This window comes from uncultured Granulicatella sp., assembly GCF_963528195.1.
Lineage (GTDB): Bacteria > Bacillota > Bacilli > Lactobacillales > Aerococcaceae > Granulicatella.
Window position 1 is genome coordinate 1 of the sequence record NZ_CAURVN010000030.1, and the last position, 15,491, is coordinate 15,491.

Annotated in this window: 16 protein-coding genes; all 16 read right to left on the reverse strand. The window is 32.3% G+C overall.

Annotated features, from left to right (window positions below; translation table 11 throughout):
• Window positions 1-307: 307 nt before the first annotated feature.
• Window positions 308-670: a DUF956 family protein gene (locus RWR88_RS06855; protein WP_314451385.1), complete on the reverse strand. Its 363-nt coding sequence runs from the start codon at window positions 668-670 to the stop codon at window positions 308-310.
• 100 nt (window positions 671-770) lie between these two features.
• Window positions 771-1,685, reverse strand: a complete 915-nt coding sequence (locus RWR88_RS06860) for a PTS system mannose/fructose/sorbose family transporter subunit IID (RefSeq protein WP_314256577.1) — start codon at window positions 1,683-1,685, stop codon at window positions 771-773.
• Between the two features lie 15 nt (window positions 1,686-1,700).
• The gene (locus tag RWR88_RS06865; protein ID WP_211228175.1) at window positions 1,701-2,513 is read right to left on the reverse strand and encodes a mannose/fructose/sorbose family PTS transporter subunit IIC; all 813 of its coding nucleotides are present in this window, start codon (window positions 2,511-2,513) and stop codon (window positions 1,701-1,703) included.
• A 9-nt stretch (window positions 2,514-2,522) separates the two neighbouring features.
• Window positions 2,523-3,506 carry a mannose/fructose/sorbose PTS transporter subunit IIA gene (locus RWR88_RS06870; RefSeq protein WP_314451386.1) on the reverse strand — a complete coding sequence of 328 codons (984 nt, stop codon included), beginning with the start codon at window positions 3,504-3,506 and terminating at the stop codon, window positions 2,523-2,525.
• Window positions 3,507-4,102: 596 nt separating this feature from the next.
• Entirely contained in the window at window positions 4,103-4,693 is a 591-nt protein-coding gene (gene lepB / locus RWR88_RS06875; RefSeq protein WP_314451387.1) for a signal peptidase I, read from the reverse strand.
• A 15-nt stretch (window positions 4,694-4,708) separates the two neighbouring features.
• Window positions 4,709-5,326 (reverse strand): signal peptidase I, encoded by a 618-nt coding sequence (gene lepB / locus RWR88_RS06880; protein ID WP_314451388.1) that lies wholly within the window; start codon window positions 5,324-5,326, stop codon window positions 4,709-4,711.
• A gap of 15 nt (window positions 5,327-5,341) precedes the next feature.
• On the reverse strand, window positions 5,342-6,799 hold the full coding sequence (locus tag RWR88_RS06885; RefSeq protein WP_314451390.1) for a S41 family peptidase: 1,458 nt from the start codon (window positions 6,797-6,799) through the stop codon (window positions 5,342-5,344).
• 15 nt (window positions 6,800-6,814) lie between these two features.
• Window positions 6,815-7,522, reverse strand: coding sequence for a purine-nucleoside phosphorylase (gene deoD, locus RWR88_RS06890; protein ID WP_314451392.1), 708 nt, complete (start codon window positions 7,520-7,522; stop codon window positions 6,815-6,817).
• Window positions 7,523-7,562: 40 nt separating this feature from the next.
• Entirely contained in the window at window positions 7,563-8,174 is a 612-nt protein-coding gene (locus RWR88_RS06895) for a DUF2140 family protein (RefSeq protein WP_314451394.1), read from the reverse strand.
• Window positions 8,175-8,221: 47 nt separating this feature from the next.
• The gene (gene hemW, locus RWR88_RS06900) at window positions 8,222-9,367 is read right to left on the reverse strand and encodes a radical SAM family heme chaperone HemW (RefSeq protein ID WP_314451395.1); all 1,146 of its coding nucleotides are present in this window, start codon (window positions 9,365-9,367) and stop codon (window positions 8,222-8,224) included.
• Window positions 9,368-9,377: 10 nt separating this feature from the next.
• Window positions 9,378-11,102: an NFACT RNA binding domain-containing protein gene (locus RWR88_RS06905; protein ID WP_314451397.1), complete on the reverse strand. Its 1,725-nt coding sequence runs from the start codon at window positions 11,100-11,102 to the stop codon at window positions 9,378-9,380.
• A gap of 384 nt (window positions 11,103-11,486) precedes the next feature.
• Window positions 11,487-12,176: a hypothetical protein gene (locus tag RWR88_RS06910; RefSeq protein WP_314451399.1), complete on the reverse strand. Its 690-nt coding sequence runs from the start codon at window positions 12,174-12,176 to the stop codon at window positions 11,487-11,489.
• Entirely contained in the window at window positions 12,169-12,969 is an 801-nt protein-coding gene (locus tag RWR88_RS06915; protein ID WP_314451400.1) for a hypothetical protein, read from the reverse strand. The genes RWR88_RS06910 and RWR88_RS06915 overlap by 8 nt, the downstream gene beginning before the upstream one ends.
• A gap of 14 nt (window positions 12,970-12,983) precedes the next feature.
• Entirely contained in the window at window positions 12,984-13,682 is a 699-nt protein-coding gene (locus tag RWR88_RS06920; RefSeq protein ID WP_314451401.1) for an ATP-binding cassette domain-containing protein, read from the reverse strand.
• A 264-nt stretch (window positions 13,683-13,946) separates the two neighbouring features.
• Window positions 13,947-15,023 carry a HAMP domain-containing sensor histidine kinase gene (locus RWR88_RS06925; RefSeq protein WP_314451402.1) on the reverse strand — a complete coding sequence of 359 codons (1,077 nt, stop codon included), beginning with the start codon at window positions 15,021-15,023 and terminating at the stop codon, window positions 13,947-13,949.
• On the reverse strand, window positions 15,008-15,491 hold a 484-nt coding region (locus RWR88_RS06930; protein WP_314451403.1), incomplete at its 5' end, for a response regulator transcription factor. The genes RWR88_RS06930 and RWR88_RS06925, both read right to left, overlap by 16 nt.

Sequence of the window (15,491 nt, forward strand, 5' to 3'; positions counted from 1 at the left end):
TTACATATTTTTCTTCTCACCTGTTATTCTTTTGAAAATTATCCTTTAAATATCCATCAATTCATTCTTGATATTTATAAAAAATTTTACAGTTTTTCTATGAAAAAATCAATTAATTTAAAAGACGTAAAGTGTACTAAACCCCAATGACTTCCCATAGTAGTAATGATAAAAGTAGCCTAATTGGCTACTTTTATTGGGGAAATTTGAGACCTTAGGCTCAAATTTTAGGAATGAGACTTGCAAGCGCAAGGCTGCTTCCGTCCCTTACTACTATTGCTAGAGAAGTCATTATATAAGATTATAGTTACTTTTTGAAAAAATTCCTCATCGTAAACAATGGTTTACTACGTACAATGTTTTCTTCTCCAACAAATGTACGCATTTCTTTTAAACATTTTCCTGCATTTTTCACCACAAAATTAAAAGAACCTGCAGATTTCGTATCTATAAAGAACCCACGAATATAACGATCCTTGAAGAACAATTGAGCACGTACTTTATCAATTTCATTCCAAGGGATTTGAATATAATCTTCCGGATTTTTTTCATTATAAAACTCAAACGCTCGATCACCAACAAGAATATCGCCGTGTTTATTTCCAATCCAACCAACAAATACATTGGCTTTCGTTGTAAAAATAACTTTTGTATTTAAAGACTGTGCCATAACTTTCTCCTTATTCATTAAACTGATAGCTCTATTCTATCATAAAACAAAAAAAGATGAACAGACTTTTAAATCTGTTCATCTCAAAATTGTATCTTAATTACATAATTCCTGTTACACGACCAAGAATACCTAGTGCAAATAATGCAAAGATAATTAAAATTGGACTTACTTTACGTTTTAATAACCACATACATGCGAATGTTAATAATAAAGCAGCAAAACCTGGAATTAATTGGTCTAAGTTATCTTGTAATGTAGTAACTTTTTCAGGAGTTAATGAAGTACCACCTGCTAATGCAGATAAGATTTTTTGTAATGTTGAACCATCAACAGCTCCATCTGGGAATTGAATGTATGCTCCTTCAGATAATTTAGCACGAGCAACAACTAATGGGAAGTTAATAGAAGTCCAACGTTGAACTAAAATCCCCATTACGAACATTCCTAAGATTGAAGCACCTTTAGTGATTGTTTGTAAAATACCACCTGATAAGTCACTTGTAATTTCAGAACCTTTTTGGTATCCAACTTCTTGTGTATACCATAAGAAACCAATACGGACTAAGTTCCAAGCAATAAAGAAGAATAATGGTGCAATTAATGAACCACCAGTTGCTAATGAAGCAGCAATTGCTCCAAGAATTGGACGAACTGTAAACCAGAATACTGGATCTCCAATACCTGCTAATGGTCCCATCATACCAACTTTAACCCCTTGAATAGCAGCATCATCGATATCTGCTCCGTTTGCTTTCTCTTCTTCAAGAGCTAATGTTACCCCAAGAATTGGAGCAGCAATATATGGGTGAGTATTAAAGAACTCTAAGTGACGTTTTAAAGCATCACTTGCTTCTTCTTTGTTAGGATATAATTTTTTAAGTGCTGGGATTAATGAGAATGCCCAACCACCATTTTGCATACGCTCATAGTTCCATGAACCTTGAAGGAACTGAGAACGTAACATTACGCTAATACGATCACTTTTCGTTAATGAAACTTTTTTCTCTGACATATCTGTTCCTCCATTCTAGTAATCATTTAAAATATCGCCAAGTGGGTCTCCTGAACCAGAGTTTGATCCTGAACCACCTGAGTTATTTTTTTGTAAGTTTAAGTAAATAACAGCAATTGCTAAACCAATAATACCAGTTGCAATTAATGTTAATTCTTTAATTGGTGCTAACGCGAAACCTAAGAAGAAGAATGGCCATACTTCTTTAGTTGCCATTAAGTTAATAACCATTGCATAACCAACGGCTACTACCATTCCCCCACCTACTGTCATACCACCAGTAAACCATGCTGGTAATGAACCTAAAGCAGCTTGTACTGCTGAAGAAGGGATGAATAATAAAGCTCCTGCAGGAATTGCGATACGTAACCCTTGTGTAGCTAATGCTACATAGTGCCAAAATTCAACACCACGGAAGTTACCTTGTTCTGCTGCTCTATCAGCTTGGTGAACAAGAACAACTGATAAAGTACGAACAATCATAGTTGTTACTAAACCAACAGTTGCTAAAGTGATAGCTGCTGCAATCGCGATATTACGACCATCTGTAGAGAAGTCACCAGCTTTTACATAAATAATGGCAGATGCTACTGAAGCTAACGCTGCATCGGGAGCAACCGCTGCACCGATATTAGCCCAACCTAGAGCTAATAATTGTAAAGCTCCACCTAAAATAATACATTCAGATAAATGTCCTGTTGCTAATCCAATTAATGAACATGCAATAATTGGTTGATGGAATTGGAATTGGTCTAAAATACTTTCCATACCAGCTAAAAAGGCAACAACTAGGACTGCAATAATTGCTACAATATTAAAATCCATAATGACCTCCTATTAAATGGTTAATCCTTCGCCTGCTTTTGCAGCGATTAATTTGAATAAATCAGAAGGTGAATCTCCTGATACTTTTCTAACATCGAATTTTACGCCTAAATCACGTAATTTCTTATACGTATCAACATCTGCTTGGTCAACAGATAATACATTATTAATTTGAACTTTACCAACTGAATGAGCCATAGAACCAATATTTAATTCTGGAATTTCTACACCTTTTTCAATAACTGCTAAAGCATCTTGTGGGTTTTCAAATAATAATAATGCTTTTGTATCGCCAAAACGTGGGTCGTTATAAACTTGAACTAATTTATCCAATGGGATAACGTGAGCACGAACTCCTGGAGGAGCTGCTTGTTCAATTAATTTTTTACGTAAATCGTCTTTTGATACTGAATCAGATACAACGATAATACGATTTGGATTTGTTGCTTTAGTCCAGTTAGTAGCAACTTGTCCATGAAGTAAACGAGTATCAATACGAGCTAATACAAACTTAATTTTGCCATCCCCTAAAACTGTTCCTTCTGGAATAGCTCCTTTAGGTGCAACCGTTTGAGTTTCCGCTACTTCTTCTTTCTTTTGCAATTCTTCTGGACGAACTTTCACGCCTTCAATTGCAGTTGGAGCAATCGCTTGCGCAATTTCGTGAGCTGTATTCATTGAGAAACGACTCGCATACGCTTCGATTAACATTGGTAAGTTTAATCCAGCAACAATCGCACGATGTTCAGGAGCTTCTTCAAACAATTTATTTGCTTGATTGAATGGACTACCGCCCCATAAATCGACTAAGAATAAGATTTCTTCTGAATCAACTTTCGCAATGGCTTCTTGCAATTTTCTTTGCAAATCATCTGGCCCTTCGCTTGGCATAAATACAACAGATTCAACTTTTTCTTGTTCTCCAAAAATCATTGAACCAGATTGCTTAATACCAGCAGCAAATTCACCATGGCTTGCAATAATAATTCCAACCATATGATTTCCTCCTATAAACCTATATTAATGCATCCTTATTATGCACCATTTGAAGTTTAACACTTATTCTTCCTTTTGTAAAAGAAAACGTTATAAAAATGACTTTTCAAAGTAGTATGGGTACAAGAAGTATACTATACTTCTTGTACAGGAAAAGTTGAGACCATAGGCTCAACTTTTAGCCATGAGACCGAAGGTCTGCTGGCATCCTATTACTACTTTACGAAAAGTCATAAACGATGAATTTTCTCTTATGAAATCCATTTAAGCAGAAAAGACTTCTAGCAGTAGCTGAAGTACTATAATCCTTCATGGATTATAGTACAGGAAAAATTGAGACCAAGGCTCAATTTTTAGCTATGAGATACCGTTAGGTGGCTGCTAGCGTCCTAGCTACTTCAAAGAAGTCTCAATTATAAGCGTATTCTCATAACTTTACGTCAAATAGAAATGACTTTTCAAAGTAGTATGGGTACAAGAAGTATACTATACTTCTTGTACAGGAAAAGTTGAGACCATAGGCTCAACTTTTAGCCATGAGACCGAAGGTCTGCTGGCGTCCTAATACTACTTATCGAAAAGTCAATTTCTATATCTTATTCAGAATATAAATAAGAATAATCTTTTTGTCCTCCAATTCGACCAAATGGCCAAATTGTAAAGACTGCTTTTCCTTCAATCGCTGAACGATCAATAAACCCAATCATTCGACTATCTTTAGAAACACCACGATTATCCCCTAAAACAAAATACTTCCCTTCAGGTACTTTTGATTCACCAGTTAGACTCTCTAAAGTGAAATCATCCATAAATACCGTCTGTTTTGCCAATGCTTCAGTATTAATAAATGGTTGGTCTACTTTTTTTCCGTTAATATAAAGTACACCACTCTTCATCTCAATTGTATCTCCTGGCATACCAATGACCCGTTTAATATACTCAACATTTTCATCCGGTGCCTTTAGAATAACAACATCAAATCGATGAATATCTCCAACTTTAGAAAGTACCATTCGATCACCATTATGCAATGTTGGATACATTGAAGCACCACTCACTGTGAATGGTCTACCAAGGAAGAAATACACTCCCCCAACAATGATGAATGCTACTATAAATGACCAAATCCAAGACCAGATAATAGACAAAATCGAGGGCTTGTATTCATATTCATCTTCATAACTCATTCGAATCTCTCCTTATCATTCAGAATATAAATAAGAATAATCTTTTTGACCACCAATGCGATTCAACGGCCAAATCGTAAAGACTGCTTTTCCTTCAATCGCAGATCGATCAATAAATCCAATCAAGCGACTGTCTCTTGAAACCCCACGATTATCTCCCATTACAAAATATTTTCCTTCTGGTACAGTCGTTTCACCTGTTAAACCTTCTAAAGTAAAATCATCAATATAAACTGTTTTGTTTACCAGTATTTCTTTATTAATAAAAGGTTGTTCGACTACTTGACCATTTATATATAATTTACCTTCTTTTATCTCAATTGTATCTCCAGGCATCCCGATTACTCGTTTAATATACTCTTTATCTTGATCCGGAGCATGTAACACAACAACATCAAATCGATGAATATCTCCTAATTTTGACATAAACATGCGATCTGAATTATGTAGTGTAGGATACATCGATTGCCCACTTACCGTGAATGGTTTTCCTACAAAGACAAATAATAAAGCTAATATCGCAAATGATACTGCAAAGGAGGCTAACCAACTGAGTAATTCTTCCCATATTGTTCGCTTAGGAAGTTTTCTTTTACGCATATTACGAGGAATAAATGAACTAACTTCTTCCATTTAAAAACCTCCATTCTATTTTAGTAATTCTTTTGCTGCTTGATACTGTGTATCATTTTGTTGAATTAATGCTCTAACACTATCCATTAATTTTTGAGCACTCTCTTCATCCACTTCTCCTGTTGCAGTTAATCCTTCTTTTTGTTGATAAGATTTTACTGCATCTTTTGTACCTTCATCAAAATAGCCGTCTACAGTAACAGAATATCCTAATCCTTTTAGAATCGTTTCGGCAGAAAGTACATTTTGTGAAACTGAGCCTACTTTTAATGTTTCTTTCGCATCAATAATTTTTAAGAATGCGTAATCTGGTAAATTCACTTCTTTCGTTGGAGTGACCCCTTCTTTATGAATCCAATTTCCCTTTGGAGTTAACCATTTAGCATTCGTATATTTTAACTCACTATTATCAGTAATATCGACGACACTTTGTACAGTACCTTTGCCATAAGTTTTTGTACCTATAATTTGACCTCCAGCACCTTCTTTAATTGCTGCAGCTAAAATTTCAGAAGCACTTGCACTACCTTCATTTACTAGAAGAACATATGGCTGAGTAATTTTAAATTCACCAATGGATGAAGAAGCTTTATAGATTTTTTTCTCTCCAAATCTATCTTCTACTTGAACGATTGGTTCACCATCTTTTAAGAACATATTCGCAACTTTATATGCTTGATCTAAAAGTCCTCCAGGATTGTATCGTACATCGAATACAAAAGCTTTAGCACCCTTATCTGTCAAATCTTTCACCGCTTTTTCTAATTCTTCAGCTGTATTTTTTGCAAAACTAGTAATGCGAACATGACCAATTGTGGCATCCTCTTTATCCAATTCAGCTTTTACGGTATTAATCGCAATGCTAGCTCTAGTTAGTTTAACATCTAAAGAAGTGCCAGCACGTTCAATGGTTAATACAACATCTGTTCCAACTTCACCACGTACTTTCTTGACAACTTCAGAAATGGTCTTACCAGTCATATCTTCGCCATTAACTTTTGTAATGACATCATCCGCTTGAAGACCTACTTGTTGTGAAGGACTTCCTTCCATTGTAGTACTAATCACTACTCGGCTTTGATCTGATTTTAATTCAGCTCCAATTCCTCCAAAGGCTCCATTAACTGTTTCATCTAATTGAGCTGTCTCATCATTCACTAAATAAGTAGTATAAGGATCTCCAACTGATTCAGCCATTCCTTTTAAAGCACCTTGAATTAATTGTTCACTTGTAACATCTTTATCTAAATAATTTTGTTTTAAATAATAAAATACTTTTTCAATTTGAAAAATTTCATTCTTTTTAAATATACCAAATGCATATTTATTATCTGCTTTTGGCAGTTGCGTAATCACTAATGCAACTGTTATAAAAACTGAAATGAGCATTGTAGCAATTAATGAAACGATAAATACCCAGAGTCGAATTCCTTTTTTAGGTGTTTTAACAACTTTTTCTTGATTTTCTTCCATATTTTTACCTACTTATTAACCGTTGTGAACTGTTTCTAAAGCAATTTCCATCATTTCATTAAATGTTTTTTCACGTTCTTCAGCAGTTGTTTCTTCACCTGTTAAAATATGGTCGCTAATCGTTACAATTGCTAGAGCTTGTTTTTTATGTTGTGCTGCTAATGCATATAAACCGGCAGCTTCCATTTCAATGGCTAATACGCCATATTCTTGTAATTTTTGTTTATTTAATTCAGCATTGTAGAAACGATCTGAAGATAAAATATTTCCAACGTGAACAGTTGCACCACGTTCTTTTGCTAAATGATAAGCTTTATCTAATAATTCAAATGATGCTAAAGGTGCAAAGTTAACTTGTCCTTGGAAGATATTTGTAATAATAGATGAATCCGTTGTAGCTCCTTGCGCTAAAACAATATCACGAACATTTACATCTGTTTGAATTGAACCAGCTGAACCAATACGAATAATTTTTTCAACACCAAATTCAGTATATAATTCATTTGCATAAATCATCATTGAAGGAATACCCATTCCACTACCTTGAACAGATACTCGTTTTCCTTTGTATAAACCTGTATATCCGAACATATTTCTTACACTATTATATTGTTCTACATCTGTTAAATAATGTTCAGCGATGTATTTAGCACGAAGTGGATCTCCTGGCATTAATACTACCTCAGCGATTTGTCCTTTTGTTGCATTAATATGTACACTCATGTGTAATCTCCTAACTGTCTTATAGACTTTAAATTTTTTCTTACTGTAGATATTCTACTATATTGTCATTAGAAATTGAAATAGAAAAAACAAATTCATTCGTTTTTAAATTAATTTTTTTTGCTTTAATCGTACTTCCTTCATGGATTCCTGATAAATTTAATAGAAAATACTGTTTTTCAGTATTTAATTGGAACCATTCTGGAAATTCCATTTGTTGTAATCTTCCTAAAGCTAAAAATACTGGTAACGAGAATCCTCCTAATTGAACAGATTGTATTTTTAATTGAATAGTTCCTTCTTCCGTTACATAGGGTACAGTCGTCATTTTATAAGGAACGGTTACTCCTAACGCATTCGCATCTCCTGTAATTTGAATGACAGAATCATTCATGACAAAATTTGGAAAACTTGGATTTTCTACTTGATTTTTTTTGGAAACAATTTCTAAAATATTTTGAATTTCATTTTTACTTAATGTGACTTCCATCCAATTCTCTCCTTGCTCAACAATTGGCATTGTTGAAATTTGATATTTAGCTCGATTAGGAATTAATGTAGAAATAATTACAAATAAATTGATTGCAATTAAGGCCAAAAAAGCAATTTTCCAATAATTCCTTTTCTTTTTAGTTCTTCTTAATGGTGTCATTCTATCACCTCTTTCATTTTTGTGAAAGTTATTATAATAAATTGATTCTACTCTTCTAAAAGAAAGGCTTGAAATACATTATTTCCTAAAAACTTTCCTTTATGTGTTAATGCAATTCCTTCAGCTGTTAGCTGGATTAATTCCTGGTCTAATAAATCCTCGATAATTTCTTGATAAATATCATTGATATTTTTACCAAATCGTTTAAAAAATTCTTGATTGGATACACCAGACATTTTTCTTAAACCTAAAAACATAAACTCTTCTATTTGAGATTTTTTACTTAATACATCCTTTTGTAAAACTGGAAGTTCAAAATTCCGTAATGGTTCTAAATAATGTTGAATTGGTCCACAATTTTGATAGCGTTCTTGATTTAAATAACCATGAGCACCCGCACCAAAACCTAAATACTCATCTGCTTTCCAGTAATGTAAATTATGTCTTGATTCAAAACCTGGTAGAGCATAATTACTAATTTCATAATGATGCCGTCCAAAACTTTCCATAGAATCCATGGCTAATTGAAACATATCTGCTTCCTCATCTTGCGATGGTAAAGGAAGCTTTCCTTGTCTCATTAAATTATAAAAGACTGTCTTCTGTTCTAAAATTAAAGAATAAATCGAATAATGTGGTAAGTCCAATTCCATTGCAATTTTTAAACTATCTTCAAAATCTTGAATCGTTTGTTGAGGCAGTCTAAAAATTAAATCGATACTGATATTTTCAAATCCTAGTTTTCGAGCATTTCCTATCGTTTGTAAAACTGTCTTTTTACTATGTTTGCGACCAATCTTCTTCAATAATTCATCATTAAAAGATTGAACTCCCATACTGATACGATTAACTCCATATTCTTTCATCACTTCTAAACGTTCCATTTGCCCATCGTCTGGATTTAATTCCATTGAAAATTCACAATTTTTTTCTAGTGGTAAATATCGATGAATTCCTTCAAATAAAGTTGCTAATTGCTTAGGTGTTAAAGTTGAAGGTGTTCCTCCCCCGATATATAACGTCTCTAAAGGAGAGATGGGGTGAGCTTCTGCTCGTAATTGCATTTCTCTTACTAATAAATCAACATATTCATCAACCGGTTGTCCTTCAATAAATACTTTATTAAAATCGCAATAATAGCAAATATGAGAACAAAAAGGAATATGAATATAAGCTGCTCTTACTGCGTTCATTTGTCTCTCCTTATTCTTTTAGTTTATTTTCTCGAATTTGTTGAATCACTGCTTCATCCGGAGTAATATACGTATTTTGTTGTCCTTCATACACAACAAATCCTGGTTTAGATCCATTTGGCTTTCTAATTTTCGAAACAGAAACATAGTCTACAGGAACAGTTGCTGAATGACGGTATTTAGAATAGTACGCTGCCAACATGGCTGCTTGACCAATTGTTTCATCCGTTGGATTAGCTGATTCTACAATCACGTGTGACCCAGGAATATTTTGGGCATGTAACCATAAGTATTCTTTTTTCGCTTGTTTTAACGTTAAATGATCATTTTGTAAATTATTTCTACCTACTAAAATTCTTGTACCATCATTTGAATAGAAAACATATGGTTTTGAAGGTTTCACTTTTTGTTTTCCTTTTTTCAAAGCAGAACGTTTTAAATACCCATTTGCTACTAATTCTTCTCGAATAATTTCTAAGTTTTGCACGTCTGCTTCTTCAATTTGATATAACACTTGTTCTAAATATTGAATTTCTTGTTGAGTAAGTTCCTGTTGTTTTTCAATATGTTCAATTGAATTTCTCAATTTTTGATATTTTTTAAAATAAGCTTGCGCATTTTGAGAAGGTGTCAACCACGTAGACAATGGAATAGTTAGTAACTCATTATTGTCATAATAATTCTCCACTTGAATTTCAGTTTGTCCTTTTTCAATCTGGTACAAGCAAGTATTTAACAACTCGCCTTTAATACGGTATTGTTCCGCTTTCTCACTTTTTTGTAAATCTTCTTCAAATTTAACGAGCTTTTCTCGATTTTTCTTTAATTCCGATTTCAACATTTGAAGTAAATTTCCAGCCAATTGTTGGATTTTTTCTTCCTGAACTTTATGAACATAATAGGCTGTTAATAATTCAGATAATGTTTCAAACGATTGATTTTCGGCATTTTGGAATGAATAATAAGGACAAACTGTGAAATAGCTTTTTCCATTTGAAAGTTTTGCTAAAGTAGGCATTGGCTTTTCATTATTTTGTGCTAAAAACTTCCATAAACTCTCAGCAATCGTCTCATCAAACATCATGGAACGTTCGACAATTTCATTTGCTGTTAATGTACTCATCCCTTGTACAAGACTCATTAATGATTTTGCAAGAGAATCTTCACCTAATCCCTTTGTTAATCTAGCATCTAGTTCAAATAACGTCATTTCAAATGGGTTCATTTTTGTTTGATGAGGAGGTAATTGATAAGTAGCACCTGGTTGTAATGTACGATACGTATTTTGACTTAATGGAATTCGTTTTAAACAATCAATAATTTGATGGTTTCTTCGATCCACTAAGAAAACATTACTATGTTTTCCCATCATTTCAAGTGTCAAACGCCATTTTGCTTCATCTCCAAGTTCATCCCTTGTATCCACGTCTAAATGAATAATTCGGTCAGCTCCAACTTGAGTAAAATCTTGAATAATCGCTCCTTCAAGATATTTTCTCAAAATCATACAAAAATTAGGAGCAATTTCAGGATTATCTCCTTTTTCTGCTATAAATTGAAATCGTGCCATCATTGGATGAGCACATACTAATAGTAAGTAATTTTTACGATTGGAACGAATCGTTAATTGAATTTCATAAGGAAGGGGCTGATGAATTTTACTAATTCTCCCTCCAATAATTTCTTTAGAAACTTCATCCGTCATCCATTTTGTAAATAAACCATCAAATGTCATAAGTTCCTCCGTATAGATAAAAAAATAGATTTGAATTTATCTAATTATAAATCCAAATCTATTATATTTTGTGTCGTCATTAGATTAGATTTTACTGTTAAACTCTACTCTATTGTAACGATTTTTAAAGAATTTATCTACTGATATGATAAGAAAGCATAAACAATAAATACAATTAGCTTTTCTTATAGTAGCTAAGGACGGCAGCAAACAGCTCTGCTGTTTCATGCCTAAAAATTGAGCCTAAGGTCTCAATTTTTCCTGCACTATAAGCCCATCTGGCTTATAGTGCTAAAGCTACAGAGAAAAGCCATTTTTATTTTGACAGTTGTTGATGCATTTTCGATAAATATGAGATTTTCTATTGAAGATTATATATTTCAACTAATCATTTTTCAATCTCTTTTTTACTTTCAAGTAGATTAATAAGAGTAAAATCAAATTCCATAATAATAATAGAATATGACTAGAAGACATTGCTGATATTTTGAAACTTTCAGCAATAGCTTCAGAATAGATGTATGGTAATACTACAGGAAATACACGTTCAATATAGGGGATAACTAATATTGGAAATAGTAACAAAGTAGCTAACGCTGTCATCGAACTCTTAAAAAATAAAGTTAAATAATATGCAATCAAGAAACACAAAACGCTACTAAAAAGATAAGAGAAAAACTGTATTAAGCTAACTTCCTTAATAGTTCCTTTGATAATGAAGAAACTTACGATAACTAACAATGATAGAATGGCTTGTAATACACAGTCTATTACCTCAACAATCATAATTTTTTGTGTACTGTTATTTTTGTTTCCGGTTAATAAATAGACTATTTTAGATTCTGAATACTCGACTTCCATAGAGCTATTTATCAGTCCACCTATCATAAATAAATAAGATGAAATTACCAAAATTTGATTATTAGATAGTATAATATCATTATCATTGATTTCAAATGTTATTAAACTAAGAATACAGGTAAATAAAGTAAGCAATAACTGACTTAAAATTTGTATTTTCACCGCAATTAAACTATATTTTTTATAAATAAGAGCATATATCATTTCATCCATGTTTCTTCTCCTTCTTATTTTTATACCAAGCTTTAATATACATCATTATAGTTACTATTGCTGCTTGAGATAATAATAATAATAAACCATACATTTCTGAAGGATTGTTATTTTCTACTCTTCCAAATGCAAATGACTTTGCACCTGTTAAGGGAAATAAATTTTCAAGCGTCGGAGAAACAACTCTCAATATGCCTGATAAAGTTATAACAAGAATACTTACAATAATAATGACAGACGGAATAGGCTTTCTTGTTATCTTTACTAAAAACATTGAAAGCAATGTCATTGTTATGGAAAAGATAATAATTCTTAACGTTACTTCTAAAACAAGACCTGAGTTAAGATAATTTTGTAATGTTTCATCTAACATCGCATAGAGCATAGCACTATTTATTAAAGATAGAACAACCGTCAACATACTAGATACAATTATTCCAGAGCAAATCTGACCTGTTAAAACTGTCTGCCATTTTGGTGTTAATAATTTAGTGAATGATTCCTGTCCAAATTTATACTCCGTAGATAAAATCAGTGCAAATAAGATTGGTAAAAATAAAATACTAGATTGGTAAGGGGAAGATAATATCGCATCTCTTACTGTTTGAAACTCTGTTAATTGACTAGTCGTATCTTCAAGTATAAGAATATCTGTATTCCCATTTGCTATCGCATTGATTACTTGAATATTTTGAAAGGTAAAGAATACACTGATTCCAATCAAAATTGCTACTCCCCTCCAAAAGAGTGGCAATGAGAATATTTTGTATAATTCACTACGAATATTTTTCATAAAGTTTACCCCCTTTAATTTGTAACAGATTTAAAATAGGCTTCCTCAAAAGATCCATATTCTTCAAGAACATCTTTGCTACTACCATCAATTACTATCTTACCATTTGATAATCCTACAATTTTGTCAACTGTAAGTTCTAATTCATTCATATAATGACTTGTGATTAAAACTATTTTACCGCCTCTAACAAATTCTCTTAGAAACTCTCTAACCCATCTAATTCCATCTGGATCGAGTCCATTAATGGGTTCATCCAAAATAAGTATTTTAGGATTCGCTAAAATAGCCGTAGCCAGCCCCAGTCTTTGTTTCATTCCAAGAGAGTAGTCTTTTATCCTTTTATTACCAACATCATGAAGACCAACTAATTTTAAACATTCTAAACATCTCTGCTTATCTATACCACTAGTTAAAGCAATCCACCTTAAGTGACTGTAGGCTGTCCTTGTTGGATTTGGTTGAAAACTATCTAGAAATGCACCTACATATCTAAAGGGATATTTACCTAAATCTTCATAACTTTTTCCATCAAAAGTCGCTCTGCCTTCATCTGGGGAAATCAAACCTAGTAATATTTTTATTAAAGTCGATTTACCAGACCCATTTGGACCAATTAGTGCCGTTATTTCTCCCTCTTTTGCCGTAAACGAAACTTCTGTAAGAACACTCTTACTAATAAAACCTTTGCTAATTTTCTCAAATTGTATCATTTATCTTTTCCACCTTTTACAAATATAATTTTTGAGACTTAAATAAATTTATCTCTTTATCAATTGGTATACCATCAAATTTCATATATATGTCGTCTACACTTCTTGTTATACAAAATAAATATCAGAAAAATATCAGAAATTCTTATCATAGAAATAGATATAAAAATAAATCAACCCAATAAAAAATCGCCACCTTAAACAAGATGACGAAAGTAGTTATTAATTTAAAGTTTGAAGATTATCATAGTTGAAAACTAAAGACTAGACTGGTATAGAAATAGTGACAAGAGCACCATTCTCAAAATTACTCAACTTCACTTCTCCACCATGAATTTTCGCTACCCGATTAACAAATGCTAATCCAATTCCGAAATGATTTCCTTGTTCTGAATTTGTTTCCTGATTATCTTGATAGAAAAGTAAGCCATATTTTTCAAGTATATTCTCCGAAAATGAGGAATCACTATTCCATATAGAAATAAAAAATATATTATCCATTAACTGATAGTCTATTCTTATGACTGGATAATTACTTATGGAATGGTCAATTGCATTATTGATAATATTTAGGATAGCTCGTAGAAATAAGTTTAGATTAATTGTTAAATTAATAGGGATTGGTAGGTTATTTGAAATTTGGATTTTAGCCTTTTTGTCAGTACGTAACTTAATTTCTTGTTCAAATAATTCAACTAAGTAATCCGATGAGAAACTCTCCCAATTAGAAGTATCATTATAAAATGTTTTAGAATAATTAATTAGTTGGTTAAAGTATTTATTAAGTTGTTGGCTAGCAAGTTCGATATCTCCTAAACATTGACCAATATTTCCAGTGATGTCCATAGATTGTAAAAATTGAGCATTTCCTTGAATAATTGTTAAAGGTGTCTTCAAATCATGCGCTGCAGCTGAGACTTGAAACATCAATTCCTTTTTTTGCTGTTTTTCAGATTGAATCATTTTTTTAATCGTTGACTGCATTTCCTGAATTTTTTGTCTTGTTTCAATCAGTTCAATTAAAGTTAACTTAGCTGAGGATTGTTCATTTATATCCCCAAGTAGACTTTGATTATAAACAATATTTGTTTCTTGCTTTATCTTTTCTAAAAGATTGCTAATATTTTTAGCAATAATAGAAAACAAAATAAGACTAATATAAACCCAAGAAATCGTGCTGAAATAAATGGTAAATGCCCCTGCATTTTTTTCAGTAATATTAGTAAATGCAGTAAATAACATAGGTAGAAAATAAAATAGAAAAAGACTAATAAGAAATTGTCTTAAAATCTTAAAATATGTTTGTTTAATCAGTTGGTTAAAAGTTAGAGCGTTATCCACTGATAACCACCTCCCCAAATTGTTTTAATTGGATTAATTTCATAAGGTTTTAATTTTTGCCTGATTTGGTATACATACTCTGTTATTGATCTCCCTTGTGTTTCAGAATCATGAGGGTAAAGATAATCAAAGAGCTCTTCGTTTGAAAATATTCTATTAGGATTACTGGAGAGTAACAAAATTAATTGGAATTCTCTTTTTGTAGTTGGAATATGTATATCTGCAATTCTAAGTTCTTCTTTCGTTTTATCAATTGCCAGTGGTCCAAATTGTAGAATCTCACTAGAATTATTATTGCGTACTTCTCGACGGATATGCATCTGTACTCTTGCTACTAATTCAGGTATGCTGAATGGTTTTGTGATATAGTCATCTGCACCGGACTGTATTCCATATACAATATCTTCTTCTAAATTTTTGGCTGTTAAAAATATGATTGGAACAGAAATGAATTCCCGGATATACTTA